Source organism: Niallia sp. FSL W8-0635, from assembly GCF_038007965.1.
Lineage (GTDB): Bacteria > Bacillota > Bacilli > Bacillales > Cytobacillaceae > Niallia.
Window position 1 is genome coordinate 1,721,285 of sequence record NZ_JBBOYD010000001.1, and the last position, 13,745, is coordinate 1,735,029.

Below are 13,745 nucleotides of genomic sequence, written 5' to 3' on the forward strand. Positions count from 1 at the left end.
AGGGTAACAGGAGGATTTTGTTGGAAGCGAAAATTCTAGATCTAACAGATAGTTTATAAATACTTTTTTATTGAGAAATTTAAATAGGTCTACTTTAAGAATAGATAATAAGTCCGATATAAAGAATAGGTATATTGAAGAATAGGAAATTTCTTAATGAACGAATTTTTTGAACCGAAAGGACAGAATCAATGAAAAATGAAAAAGGTATACTATTAGAAACTGGAACAAACGAACTTGAAATTGTTGAATTTAATGTAGGGAAAAATAATTTTGGTATCAATGTAATTAAGGTAAAAGAAATTATTAATCCAGTACCAATTACTCCGATTCCTCATGCTCATCCATACGTCGAAGGAATTATGGAACTAAGAGGGGAAGTATTAACCGTTGTAAATCTTGCGAATGTATTAGGTTATTCTCCTTCTGATACTCCTGAGAAAGACAAATACATTGTTTCAGAATTTAATAAAACAAAAATTATTTTCCATGTCCATAATGTTACACAAATTCATCGAATTTCTTGGGAAAACATCGAAAAACCATCTGAGACCTACTATGGTTCTGAAAGTCAAATCATTGGAGTGGTAAAATTAAACGGTGCGATGATTTTACTATTGGATTTTGAAAAAATCGTTGTGGATATTAATCCTGAATCGGGAATAAATGTTCAACAAGTAAAAAAATTAGGGGAAAGACAGAGAAGTGACAAGAAACTTATTGTCGTTGAAGATTCTGCGCTTTTAAGAAAATTATTAGAAGATACGTTGAATGCTGCTGGTTTTGAGCATATTACTTTTTTTGAAAATGGTCGTGAAGCGTTAGGTTATTTAACAAAGAGTATAGAGGCTGGTAATTCAATAGAAGATGTTGCACAGTTAATGATTACAGATGTAGAAATGCCGCAAATGGATGGACATCATTTAACAAAAGTAGTTAAAGACAATGCAAATTTACAAGCATTACCTGTTGTTATCTTTTCATCTTTAATTACAGATGATTTAAGACATAAGGGACAATTAGTTGGAGCGAATGCGCAAGTAAGTAAACCTGAAATTAATGAACTAATTCATATAATCGATAACATTATTTTATAATAATCTAAATGTACTAAATCCTTGTGTAATAGCTATAAGAGAAGTATTTGATTTGGAAACCAATTAATTAATAGAAGCTGCAATCTATTTTGTTTTTTTTGAAATAGATTGGCAGCTTTTTTTTTTCGTAAAGTTTGTTGCTATGACCCGCAGCCTGAATACACTTCGCTTTCCATGGGGCGAGCGGTGAGCCTCCTCAGCTTCGCCTATGGGGTATCACCTGTCTCACTAATCCCATAGGAGTCTACGTGTATTCAGGCTGCTCAGATTTCCTCATTAATTGATTTTTTCTATTGAGAAAGCAACAATCGTTTAGAAAACAGCCAAAATTATAAAAATGACGTGACATACATTTAATTGTATACGTATATGGAGGGATTTATCGGGATTATGATAATACTTACTTCTTAAAAGAAACAATTAATAGCTTTCACCAAGTTTTTTAAACACTGGCTTTTGATATTTCTTTTGGCGAATTGATTGATTAGGTGGTAGCTCTTCTTTTAAACCAGTGTATCCAGATAAAAGCTTTTTTGATTGTGTTAAGGAAAGAGTTGATTTGGGATTTCGAATACTTTGATTGAGAGATCCTAAATGTGGCAATTCCTCAAAATCCTTTTTAGTAGGAGGTAAATGAAAAGTATAGTTTTCACATGCAATCAATAGGTCTGATTGTTGTTGGCTATATTTTGGATTGTTTGAGAAGTGTAGGCCCATTTTTTTTGCTTTGCCTTCTGCTAATAGCTTATGTAAGCTGTCATGCTTTAATTTATATAAGAACTTTGGATTTGGAGCAGTCTTTGCGTGACGATTTACAACAGATATTGCCTGAAGAAGATTTTCAATAGTAGGTTGTATTGGTGGTGGATATTTTTGCTGCTTATTCAATCGTTTTATTCTCCTTTCTATCTAAATTGTACAAGTTATTATACTATTTTTTGCGCGAGAAAGGAAATAAAAAAAGAATATCTTTTCTACAGTTTTCCTAAAATTCGTAATAAAAGAGCAGTCTTTTAAGAATAAACTAAATTTTTTATCTTTTTAGGTACAGATTGCAATTGAACTGCCGATAAAAAAAGTAAAAAGAAAATTTAGATAGATGGTTGCTGTAAATGAATTCAATCCTTTTAGAACAAAATATTATATTGCTGCATGTTAGGAATGAGATAGATGAACAAATATAACAAGAATAATTCGAGTAAGAAGATGATCGCTCAATCCAAATCAAATATAGAAAATATCATTTTTGAAATTATTTTTATGTATATAAAAGATATGGTATTTATTATGAAAGCAGAAAAAGGCAATAAATTTCGATATCTTTTTGTAAATGAAGCTGCTTTTTTATTTGCTAAATTACCAATTAACTTTATTGGGAAAGGGCTTCAAGAAGTGTCATCGGAGGAAACGGCTGCTCGATTACAAAAAGAATATTCCATTGTGTGTGAGACGAAGAAAAATCATATATATTCAGATCAGATAAAGATGGAAAATGGAGACATTGTATACGCAGAATCTGTTTTAACGCCTATTATGGATGAACAAGATGAAGTAAAGTACATTGTTTCCATTACAAGAGATATAACAGAATCTATTACGGAAAAACGACTGCTTCATGAAAGTGAACAGAAATATCGTTCTTTAGTAGAGAATAACTTAGACGCCGTCTTCACCGTCAATTTAGATGGGGTTATTCATGAAGTAAACCCAGCTGGTTTAAAATTAATTGGTTTCCAAGATGAGAAGATGCCATTGTTTTCGCTTTATGAATTAATAGATGAGGAAAATACACTTTTCTACGAAAGCTTTAGAAAATGTAAATTAACGGAAAGCTCGCAATCACTCGATTTTATGTTAATGAGCAAAAATGGCAAGAAATTGTCTGTACACACAAAATTTGTCCCTATTAAAGTGAATCATGTGATTAGAGGTATTTATGTCATTTTAAGAGATATAACAGAACGTAGGGAAACGGCAGAAAAGATAAGATATATGTCCTTTCATGATCAGCTAACTAGCCTTTATAATAGGAGAGCTCTTATGGAAGATATCAATCTGGAAATTAAAAGAGCGGAAACAGAGCAAGCTGCAATTGCCTTACTGACAATTGATTTAGATCGTTTTAAATATATCAATGATACATTTGGTCATATTGTTGGGGATCAAATTCTTATTAAAGTAGCGGAACGATTATTAGAGTTTAAAAATTATAAATGTCATGTGTATCGACAAGGGGGAGATGAATTTAATATTCTTCTTTCTAATACCAATAGACAGGAAACAGCAAGCTTTGCACAACGTATCATTTCAAGCTTTGCCCACTCATTCTACTTAAACTCTCAGGAATATTACATAAGTCCAAGTATCGGAATTAGTATGTATCCACATGATGGAGAGGATATTGAAACATTGATTAAGAATGCAGATGAGGCACTTTTTCGCGTAAAAGAAAGAGGAAAAGCACATTATCAATTTTACCGTTCTGATATGACTTCAAGTCTAACCAATGCAGTATCGTTAGAAACGAAATTACGAAAAGCAATCCACAAAAATGAACTGAAATTATATTATCAACCACAAATTGATTTAAATGGCTATACATTTAATAGTTTTGAAGCACTTTTAAGATGGGAGAGTCCCTCTTTAGGGTTAGTTGCTCCGAATGATTTTATCCCACTTGCTGAGGACACAGGGCTTATTATTTCCATTGGAAACTGGGTAATCGAAACAGCATGTGAACAAATAAGCGTTTGGAAAGCTTTATACAATAAGGATGTGCGAATAGCAGTCAATATATCGCCAAAGCAATTTCAACAGCCTAATTTTGTAGAAGTGATACGAAATTCTATCAAAAAGTTTGAAATTCAGCCTTCCTTACTGGAAATTGAGATAACAGAAGGGCTTATGGAGAATATTAAAGAGGCTGTTCCTATTTTGCGAAAACTAAAGGAGATAGGCGTAATTATTTCTGTCGATGATTTTGGAACTGGCTATTCTTCGCTTAGCTATATTAAGCAATTTCCAATAGATGTATTAAAGATTGATCAGTCCTTTGTAAAGGATGTTCTTACAAATGCAAAGGATGCTGCCATTACAACGACGATTATTCACTTAGGGCAAAATTTAGGAATGGAAGTAATTGCAGAAGGTGTTGAAAATAAAGAACAGGAAGATTTCTTAAAGAAGGCAAATTGTCAAAAAGCGCAAGGCTATTATTATTCAAGGCCATTGACTTGTGAGGATGCAGAACAATTTCTTAAAGACTTTTAAACATGATTATCGATTTGAATCATAAGCTTATAGTAAAGCTGATATTAAACAGGGACCATTATTGGAAGGAAAGCAGTGCGTTGATTGCAGTTTCCAAATACTTGCTGATGAAGGAAAAAATAATCACGAATTTATTCATGATATTCCCACTCCAGAAGCAAGAATAACGGATACAAATGCAATCAACGCACATTATTAAATGTTTTTTTTGTAAAAACAGCCTTTGTAAATAGGTAATGCTATCTCATTTATCGATAACTAATTGCTCTTGACTTTAAAGCATGCCAGGATTTTATAAAGGTTTTCTTATCCACTTTTACATTCTTTCTACCTGATAATGGATCATTTAAGTAAACATGATTTTTGCTGAAGCCAACTAATACTACGGCATGTAAATCTAATGGTGTTTTAATTATTTTCCCTTTATGTTCCCATGATTCCCATCTGTCTGGTAAGCGATAATCCCCTGTAGTCCAAACGACAATCGGATAACCATTCTGAACATGTTTTTCTAAATCGTGAAAGGGATATTTTGTTAAATTAACAGCTCTTTCTGGAAGGTATTTATTAACTAGATCTTCCATTGGTTTATCAAACACAGCATATCCAGGCTTTTTACCGGTCATATCACCAACAAACCCGATGGATGGGTCTCCCCATTTAATAATATTGCCATTTTTTCGGACCAATGGGTCTAAGTCCTTCTGAATATTTCTATAGAGCTCCATTTTATTTACTTTAACACCAGCATAATTTAAAACCATAGTTAAACTGGTCACTTCACATCCATATCTTAATTCTGGATTTTGTTTAATCAATGGAACATTTAACAGTGTATTTTTATTGGGGCTAGACACTTGATTAACGAGTTCCATTTTAGGCTTATTATCTTCAATATGGAAATATTCCCAAGCTTGCTCTGAACCGAAAAAGGGAGCGAGCAAAAGTAATAGTTTGAATATCTGCATGTACTACCTCTTTCTTGCCAACTCCTTTTTTTATCATGCGAAGTTTCATACAAAATATTAGAACTTAATATTACCAACGACTTTTATTCTAAGCTACAATAAGACATTCAGTAAAAACGGAAGAAAATATGAATTTAATAAGAAAAATAGAAAGAATTTTCTTTCAATGTATCTGTTGCAAGAAGGTTTATGTGGTATAATTAGGCTTATTTTAATTACTAAATAAAGTGAAGAACCTTTGCTACTGTCTAACAAAAGTTAAAAAGGCTTTTACCGTTTGTTGGTTTTAGGAATAGTAAACAACATTCGATTATTTAAACAGTAATATAGGATTTAAAATTGGAAGCGATAAGCAAAGGAGCTTGCTTTTCTTACGGGGAGGCTATCAAAATATGGATGCTTTGGATATTTTGACTGATTTAGATAATGTCATCCCTTATTTTCAAGCTATTTTTAGTGCTGATGAACATCGAGTTATCGGATATGAAATATTAGGAAGATACAATGGGGCAGAAGGTGTTGAAAGTCTTGGTGATTTCTTTTTAGATGAGGGAATCCCAGATGAATACAAATTAGAAGTAGATCAAGTCATTTTGACGAAAGCATTAGATAAAGCTTTATCCCTTGATGAGGATGTATTACTTTTTATCAATAGAGATGCAGAAATACTGATGAAAGATGATGGGGAATTATTTTTAGAAACATTGTTGGAATATCAAGGGAAAGGGATCAAGCTAGATCGCATTGTGCTTGAGATATCAGAGCGAAATTATCATGGACAATTTTATCATTTAGACCATTTATTATTATACTATCGAACGTATGGCATTAAGATTGCGATCGATAAAATGGGAAGTGATAGTAGTTACTTAGACCGAATTGGTGATTTAGCACCTGACATACTTAAGATTGATCTATTAGCTTTGCGATCCACCTCTACCTCTCATGCATACCAAAATGTATTATACTCGTTGTCTATGCTTGCACGAAAAATTGGTGCTACTTTATTATTTGAAAATATCGAGATGGTTTATCAGCTTCAATTTGCTTGGAAAAATGGAGGGAGATTTTATCAGGGATATTATTTACACTATCCTGAGGAAAATTTCGTCGATCGTAATAGTAGAAAAGAAATATTAAGAGAACTATTTCATGAATTTATTTTTTCGGAAAAGAAGAAGTTATCTACTATTTTTGACTTAACAGAAGAGTTTCAAGTTCAATTGCAGGCTTTGCTTGTGAAATATAAGAAATATGCTTCGTATGAAGAACTTCTAAAGTTACTTACAGCAGATTTAACAGATGTTGCATTTCGAATGTATGTATGTGATGAAGATGGTTTTCAAAAATCTGCAAATATTATTAAATACGACGATGATTGGATTGTTCAGCCTGAATATGCCCATAAAAATTGGAGCTGGCGACCATATTTCCTAGAAAATATTATTAAAATGCGAAATGAAAAAAGAGGGATATTATCAGATTTATACAGTGATATCGAAACGGGTGAAACGGTAAGAACTTACTCCTATCCATTAAATGCCAAAGAATATTTGTTTATTGATTTATCCTATAATTTTCTGGATCGCATGAAATTATTGCTTAGTTAAAAAACAAGCTGAAGAGAAAAATCTCTTCAGCTTGTTTTTATTAGGAGGAGAAAGGGTAAAGAAATATCAAATAAACAAGAATAAATAGAGAAGGAGAGAATACCATGAAAAAAGGCTTCTTTACCTTAGTGATTATGTTGCTTTGGAGTATGTATCCATATTCCATACATGCTGCTAGCCATTTGACAAGTAGGGATGAAGTATTTGCTTTTATCGAAAAGGCATTTCAGGCACAAGTGTCATTAAGTAAGGAAGCTAGGGAGATGGAGGAGATAGAAGAAATATTGGCACCTTATTTTTCAAAGGAAATGATTTATTTATTTCTGAATGAAAATTTGACTGGGGAACAAGGGGGATTTTTTACATACGGGAATGAATTTGGCGAATATTATCTGCCTTATTATCAGTTATCCGACCAAACCTTTATGGATACAGAGGAAAATAGTATTCTTCTTTATGAATATTATGAACCAATTGTTATTGGAGAAAAAACATATAAAGGTTCTTACGAAGGAGTTCTTATAAGAAGGCTGAATGGAAAATGGCTCGTAACGAATATGCTCAAAGATGATGAAGTGAGATCCATTTTAAATACGAAGGAAAAAAACTATAATACATTAGTTTACATGCCAGTGCTTTCGATAGAAAACCAAGTTACCTATATAAAGGACAATAGAAAAAAACAAAACAATTTAATTACCAATTCTCTGTAGTATTAAGGGGATTGGGGAATGAATTCGGTAGAAAGTTGTGGCATACTTATCCAGATTTGTATATATGTACGCCACAGATTATTTAGGCTATAGCAGAGAACCCTCGTGACCTCAGTCGTGGGTTGTTGACGTAATTATCTATTATAAATTTAAAGAGAATTTAAGCTTTTCCAAATCAAAACCATAAATAACTGTTCCGTCTATTACAAAGGTTGGAGTGGAAAAAGATTGATATTTCTTTATCAATTCTTTTTTAGCGCGCGGATCCTTTTGAATATCCTTGCATTCATAGACAAATCCATGCTCTTTTAAGAATAGCTTCGAATATTCGCAAGGGGGACAGTCTGGCTGAGTATAGAGCGTGATTTTATGCATCTGATTCCTCCTACATTCTTTCATCTTCTAATCATACAAAGAAAGCTTTTTACATGCAATTCTTTTTAACCAGTGGAAGATATTATTTTCTTTCTTCTCTGTATCTAATCGCATATATACCTCATCATTTGGCCGTATCATAAGAGCGGAGGCAAGTTATTCTTACCGTTATATAAGTAGCATTTTAATTAGAATGATAAAAGTGGGAATATTCTGAGGAAATAAATAATAAAAAAACAACTAGTTTTTTTCAGTTTTACTTGGACAAACTCTCGACAATCTCTTATTCTGTTAGTATTGGCATTTTTACACAAGAGGCGAATTGTACTTAATTTAACGAAGAAAGTGTATAGAAACATGCTAATAGTGAAACCTATGGTTAACACAAGGTTTGTTTTGAAAGGAGAGAGAGCATGTCACAATTACAAGGCATATTAACAAGATTAAAAAATCTGCAAGAGCAGGCAACTGGGGGAGAACCAACTCAACGTTTCTTTGAGGTGAATGGGGACAGAAAGTGTCAAGTAACATTTCATCCAAAAACAGAAACGTTTGAACTAGAAGTATACAATGACAAAGAAAAGCCAAAAAGATATCAATTTGATAATGTTGATATGATTACAATTGAGATTTTTGATTTAATTCAGTAATGGATAAAAAGCTTTCTGCAAATGGGTACATCTCCACATGCAGAAAGCTTTTTTTAATATTTCACTTACATGGAAAATGGGATGGGAATCCATACTAATGATTGAGGTGAAAGATATGATGCCAACGGTCATTTGTCCAGAATGTTCCCAGGAAGAAAAATTAGAGAACGTCCTTACAGCTCAATCTAATCAAAATGTGATTTTTCAATGTCCGCATTGTCAGCTTCTTGTAAGGAATATCAAAACGAGCAAGGGTTAAAAGAGCATTAAGCCGAGAACTATGATAAAATAAGGTATAAATATATTTTGTGAGGAGTTTTCGGCTATGATAAGTATGAACAGCGAAGAGTTTTTAAACATCACTTTAAAGGATTTATTAATTCCGTCTGAACGAGTTGCACATGTGCAGGTAGGTAACAGTTTAGAACACGCTCTGCTAGTCTTAACAAAAAGTGGATACTCAGCAATTCCAGTATTAGATGCAAGCTATAAGCTCCATGGTTTGGTAAGTACACCGCTTATTATGGAGAGTATACTTGGGCTAGAAAGAATTGAATTTGAAAAATTAGAAGAAATAAAAGTAGAGACGATTATGAACACGGTAATACCAAGAGTGAAGAGCAAAAGTTCTGTATTACATACAATCAAACATTTGGTAGACCATCCCTTTATTTGTGTGGAAACAGAAGATGGCTATTTTGATGGGATTTTAACGAGAAGGGCGATATTAAAGCGACTTAATATTTATTTACATCAAAACAATCAACAGCAATCCTAAAAGTAATTCCTTCACCCGATGTTGCCGCACTTGTTTCTCTTCATTAGAGTTATATCCTTCTTTGATAACAAAATTTTTTTATGAGGATAATATAATAACATGTCAACGATTTCTGAATTACAATTATTAACTGTTCTTTCGCAGGAAATGAATATGAGGAAAGCAGCAGAAAGACTCTTTGTTACACAGCCTGCCCTTTCTCAAAGGCTGCAAAATATAGAGAAAGATTGGGGAACACCCCTTTTTATCAGATCACAAAGAGGGCTTTCGCTTACTGCTGCTGGCGAATTAGTCACTAAATTTGCAATGGAAACCTTAAAGAAAGAAGAAGAAGTAAAGGAATCCATCCATGCTTTTAAAGAAGAAGTGTATGGAACATTAAAGATAGCTGTGGCAAGTATAGTAGGACAGAATTGGCTTCCAGAGGTATTAAAACGATTTGTTGAACGCTATCCTCAAGCAAAGGTATCGTTAGTTACAGGCTGGAGTAGCGATATGATGAAATCAGTTTCTGAGGATAGTATGCATTTAGGCATTGTAAGAGGAGTATCTGATTGGAAAGGAATAAAAATGCATTTATTCGATGATCCCCTATATTTAGTGGATCGAGAAATTGCTAAGCTAGAGGATATTGCATTAACCGATCGCCCATTTATTCAATTTAAAAGTGATTCTAACTATTACGAAGAAATACAGGTCTGGTGGCATCGGAATTTTCAATTGCCTCCCAAAAATACTATTCTCGTTGATCAGATAGAAACATGTAAACAGCTTTCTTTTAATGGGATTGGTTATAGTATTCTACCCTCTATTGCCTTAAGAAAAGCAGATGATTCCCTTTCTAGAATCCCGTTATTTAATGATCAGAATGAGCCGATAACAAGAGGAACATGGTTAATAGGCTATGAAGCAACATTTCAATTAAAACAAGTACAAGCTTTTTTAGAAATTGTTAATGAATATTTGGATGAAGAAAAGACAGGGACCGGATTGGATCAACAATAAAAGTTAGTATTTATGGCTTGTTTTCATCACTCTTGTTTGGTAAAGTAATTTTTAGGCTTTAACCGAGAACCCTCGTGACCTCAGTCGTGAGATGAATCGGCTTCGGACAAGGCTTAGTTTCTGCTAACTCAATTGTCCGACATTCTCTTTCTTAGCTAAAAACAAAGAAGAAATATACTACTACTGCAAACAGTTGTGGTATAATAATACTAACGGGTTGCTTGGAGCCCAAACAGTATCTCTAGCGTGATTTGAAGGGCAAGACATTGGTCTTGTTGTCCGCTGTAAATTCCAAAGGTTGCAAGACCTTACAAGCCCGTGACTTCAGTCGTGGGTTGTTGACTGTTATATATACATAATGGAGGTATAGTCTATGAAAATGATGGATGCAAATGAAATTATTTCATTTATTCAAAATAGTACAAAATCTACACCAGTAAAAGTATATGTGAAAGGTGATTTATCTGCAGTTGATTTTGGAGAGAATGTTCAAACCTTTATCAGCGGAAATTCTGGTGTAGTTTTCGGAGAATGGACAGATATTCAAAGTGTAATCGAAGGAAATAAGGACAAAGTAACTGATTTTGTGATTGAAAATGATCGCAGAAATTCTGCTATTCCTTTATTAGACTTAAAGAATATTAAAGCTCGCATTGAGCCAGGCGCTATCATTCGTGATCAAGTAGACATTGGCGACAATGCGGTAATCATGATGGGTGCTGTTATTAATATCGGTGCAGTCATTGGTGAAGGCACTATGATTGATATGGGCGTTATTATGGGTGGACGAGCTACTGTAGGGAAGAACTGTCACATTGGTGCAGGCGCAGTATTAGCTGGTGTAATTGAGCCACCTTCTGCTAAGCCAGTAATCATTGAAGACGATGTATTAGTAGGTGCAAACGTAGTAATCGTAGAAGGCGTTACAGTAGGAAAAGGTTCTGTAGTTGCAGCAGGTGCAATCGTATTAGAAGATGTACCAGCAAACACATTAGTTGCAGGAGCTCCTGCACGTGTTGTTAAAGAAATTGATGATAAAACAAAATCAAAAACGGAAATTATGCAAGAGCTACGTCAACTATAATTTTCAGTGAAAAGCGTGGAGAAAGCTCCACGCTTTTGTTATAGAAGCAGAAAAACGCTTTCTAGTAGGTCATAGCTGATAGAAGACGAAAGGAAGAGTAGGGGATTTATATGGGGAATACGGTTGATTTAATCAAGATTCGCAGAGATTTGCATAAAATTCCAGAGCTTGGATTTAAAGAATTTAAAACACAGCAGTACTTACTCGAAAAAATACAAAGCTTGTCAAATGAGCGGGTAGAAATTAAAACATGGAAGACAGGAATTATAGTTAAGGTTCATGGGATTAACCCAACGAAAACAATCGGATATCGTGCGGATATTGATGGCCTACCAATTGTTGAGGAAACGGAATTACCATTTCTATCAGAGCACCCTACAGAAATGCATGCTTGTGGACATGATTTTCACATGACAATCGCTTTAGGGGTACTTGCTAATATAATGGAAGCTCCTCTTAAAGATGATGTCGTGTTTATTTTTCAGCCTGCTGAAGAAGGACCGGGTGGAGCAGAACCTATGCTGCAAAGTAAAGAGCTTAAAGAATGGATGCCTGACATGATTTTGGCTCTTCACGTTGCTCCTGAATATCCAGTAGGTACGATAGCAGTAAAGCCAGGTTTGCTGTTTGCGAATACATCAGAGCTATTTATTGATTTAAAAGGGAAAGGTGGTCATGCGGCATACCCACATCTTACAAATGATATGGTGGTTGCAGCATGTAGCCTTGTAACACAGCTACAGTCTGTTGTATCCAGAAATATTGATCCTCTTGATAGTGCAGTGGTGACTATCGGAAAAATTACTGGTGGAACAGTGCAAAATGTTATTGCTGAAAATGCGAGACTAGAAGGTACAATGCGTACTCTTTCAAGTGAAGCAATGGAAAAGGTGAAAAAACGAGTCCAATCCTTGGTAAAAGGAATCGAAATTGGCTATGACTGTCAATGTGCCATTGATTTCGGTAGTGGTTATTATCAAGTGTATAATAACGAGCTGTTAACAAGAGAGTTTATGGACTTTATCGAGCGCGAAACAGAAGCAAATCTGTTTGAATGCAAAGAAGCGATGACAGGTGAGGATTTTGGCTATATGCTAAAGGATATTCCAGGGTTTATGTTTTGGCTAGGTGTTGATTCTCCATATGGCTTACATCATAGTAAGCTTAATCCGAAAGAGGATGCTTTACAAGTAGCTGTAAATGTATTGACTGCTTATTTAACGAAAAAAGGGAATTAATTTTCTTTTCATATAAGTTGTCTTTATAAGTATGTTGCTTATTTGAAAATAGAAAGCTTACTGCTTTAAATTCGAATGAAAGCAGTAAGCTTTTTTTGAAGCCTTAACTTTCTTTTTCCATTATAAAGGGAGCTTGAGGGAATTGAATTCCATTTTCATCAAGCGCTACTTTTGCTTCTTGTCTGATTAAGCGCTCCATTCCCCATTGCTCCATATTTTTTGTTTTTGCAATTATTCTTAATGTAATCGTATTTGGTCCTAAGCTTTGTATACCAATCAGACTTGGTCCATCTGTTATACTTTCGTTTTCGATGGCAATGCGTTCACATACTTGTTGAAGTATTTCTAGAGTTCTCGTCAAATCATTATGAACTGAAATATCTATATCCACTAGAGCCTGCATTTCTCCACGGGAGTGATTACTGAGCTGCGTTATTTCTCGATTCGGGATAAAGTGTAAAGTGCCATCTACGGCGCGGATTTGTGTTGTTCTAAGCCCCACCTGTTCCACAGTACCTGAAAATTCTCCAACTGTAACCAGTTCCCCAACATCTAATTGTTTTTCTAATAGGATAAAAAAACCAGACACTAGGTCACTTACGAGTCCTTGAGCGCCGAAACCGACTGCTAATCCAATAATCCCTGCACCAGCTAATATTGCTGTAGCATCGATTCCTAGCAATTGGAGAATAGTAATAACGAGTATGAAGAATAGTACATAGGTAATTAGGTTATTAATTAAGCTTTCAAGTGTAAATGCTCTTCCTTGAGAGATGGAGTTTTTTTGAATATAGGTTTCAAATAATTTGTTTACTAGCTGCTTAGCCATTTTTTTAATTAGAAGATAGCTCAGAAGGATAAGCAATATTTTTAATGCTAAGAGGGCAGTGTTTAAGAAGAATTCTCCCCATTGTATGGTTTGTATATAGGTTTGTAATTCGTTTAAATAGATCATTT

Annotated in this window: 15 protein-coding genes; 11 read left to right on the top strand and 4 right to left on the bottom strand. The window is 34.1% G+C overall.

Annotated features, from left to right (window positions below):
* Nucleotides 1-191 precede the first annotated feature (191 nt).
* Entirely contained in the window at nt 192-1,097 is a 906-nt protein-coding gene (locus NYE52_RS08005; protein ID WP_341192588.1) for a chemotaxis protein, read from the top strand.
* Between the two features lie 420 nt (nt 1,098-1,517).
* Here the strand turns inward: NYE52_RS08005 and NYE52_RS08010 are convergent, their stop codons facing one another.
* Nucleotides 1,518-1,985, bottom strand: coding sequence for a YkyB family protein (locus NYE52_RS08010; RefSeq protein WP_341192589.1), 468 nt, complete (start codon nt 1,983-1,985; stop codon nt 1,518-1,520).
* 282 nt (nt 1,986-2,267) lie between these two features.
* Here NYE52_RS08010 and NYE52_RS08015 point away from each other — a divergent pair, with 282 nt between their 5' ends.
* Nucleotides 2,268-4,367 (top strand): sensor domain-containing protein, encoded by a 2,100-nt coding sequence (locus NYE52_RS08015; protein WP_341192590.1) that lies wholly within the window; start codon nt 2,268-2,270, stop codon nt 4,365-4,367.
* Between the two features lie 61 nt (nt 4,368-4,428).
* Nucleotides 4,429-4,566 carry a hypothetical protein gene (locus NYE52_RS08020; protein ID WP_341192591.1) on the top strand — a complete coding sequence of 46 codons (138 nt, stop codon included), beginning with the start codon at nt 4,429-4,431 and terminating at the stop codon, nt 4,564-4,566.
* 49 nt (nt 4,567-4,615) lie between these two features.
* Here the strand turns inward: NYE52_RS08020 and NYE52_RS08025 are convergent, their stop codons facing one another.
* On the bottom strand, nt 4,616-5,335 hold the full coding sequence (locus tag NYE52_RS08025; protein ID WP_341192592.1) for a C39 family peptidase: 720 nt from the start codon (nt 5,333-5,335) through the stop codon (nt 4,616-4,618).
* Nucleotides 5,336-5,727: 392 nt separating this feature from the next.
* Here NYE52_RS08025 and NYE52_RS08030 point away from each other — a divergent pair, with 392 nt between their 5' ends.
* Nucleotides 5,728-6,945 carry an EAL domain-containing protein gene (locus tag NYE52_RS08030; protein WP_341192593.1) on the top strand — a complete coding sequence of 406 codons (1,218 nt, stop codon included), beginning with the start codon at nt 5,728-5,730 and terminating at the stop codon, nt 6,943-6,945.
* 104 nt (nt 6,946-7,049) lie between these two features.
* Nucleotides 7,050-7,658: a DUF3993 domain-containing protein gene (locus tag NYE52_RS08035; RefSeq protein WP_341192594.1), complete on the top strand. Its 609-nt coding sequence runs from the start codon at nt 7,050-7,052 to the stop codon at nt 7,656-7,658.
* A gap of 141 nt (nt 7,659-7,799) precedes the next feature.
* On the opposite strand, the gene NYE52_RS08040 is transcribed toward NYE52_RS08035, so the two are convergent.
* Nucleotides 7,800-8,033 carry a glutaredoxin family protein gene (locus NYE52_RS08040; RefSeq protein WP_341192595.1) on the bottom strand — a complete coding sequence of 78 codons (234 nt, stop codon included), beginning with the start codon at nt 8,031-8,033 and terminating at the stop codon, nt 7,800-7,802.
* Nucleotides 8,034-8,446: 413 nt separating this feature from the next.
* Between NYE52_RS08040 and NYE52_RS08045 the strand changes: the two genes are divergently transcribed.
* The 6 genes from NYE52_RS08045 (at nt 8,447) to NYE52_RS08070 (ending at nt 12,788) form a co-directional block, all read left to right on the top strand.
* On the top strand, nt 8,447-8,683 hold the full coding sequence (locus NYE52_RS08045; protein ID WP_341192596.1) for a YkuJ family protein: 237 nt from the start codon (nt 8,447-8,449) through the stop codon (nt 8,681-8,683).
* A 97-nt stretch (nt 8,684-8,780) separates the two neighbouring features.
* Nucleotides 8,781-8,942: a hypothetical protein gene (locus NYE52_RS08050; RefSeq protein ID WP_341192597.1), complete on the top strand. Its 162-nt coding sequence runs from the start codon at nt 8,781-8,783 to the stop codon at nt 8,940-8,942.
* 66 nt (nt 8,943-9,008) lie between these two features.
* Nucleotides 9,009-9,461, top strand: coding sequence for a cyclic-di-AMP-binding protein CbpB (gene cbpB / locus NYE52_RS08055; RefSeq protein WP_341192598.1), 453 nt, complete (start codon nt 9,009-9,011; stop codon nt 9,459-9,461).
* Nucleotides 9,462-9,560: 99 nt separating this feature from the next.
* Complete coding sequence (locus tag NYE52_RS08060) at nt 9,561-10,466, top strand: LysR family transcriptional regulator (protein ID WP_341192599.1); 906 nt, start codon at nt 9,561-9,563, stop codon at nt 10,464-10,466.
* A 373-nt stretch (nt 10,467-10,839) separates the two neighbouring features.
* Nucleotides 10,840-11,550: a 2,3,4,5-tetrahydropyridine-2,6-dicarboxylate N-acetyltransferase gene (gene dapD / locus NYE52_RS08065; protein WP_341192600.1), complete on the top strand. Its 711-nt coding sequence runs from the start codon at nt 10,840-10,842 to the stop codon at nt 11,548-11,550.
* A gap of 110 nt (nt 11,551-11,660) precedes the next feature.
* Nucleotides 11,661-12,788 carry an N-acetyldiaminopimelate deacetylase gene (locus NYE52_RS08070; protein WP_341192601.1) on the top strand — a complete coding sequence of 376 codons (1,128 nt, stop codon included), beginning with the start codon at nt 11,661-11,663 and terminating at the stop codon, nt 12,786-12,788.
* Nucleotides 12,789-12,891: 103 nt separating this feature from the next.
* Here NYE52_RS08070 and NYE52_RS08075 read toward each other — a convergent pair whose 3' ends face one another.
* A complete protein-coding gene (locus NYE52_RS08075; RefSeq protein WP_341192602.1) occupies nt 12,892-13,743 on the bottom strand; it encodes a mechanosensitive ion channel family protein in 852 nt (283 codons plus the stop codon).
* Nucleotides 13,744-13,745 lie beyond the last annotated feature (2 nt).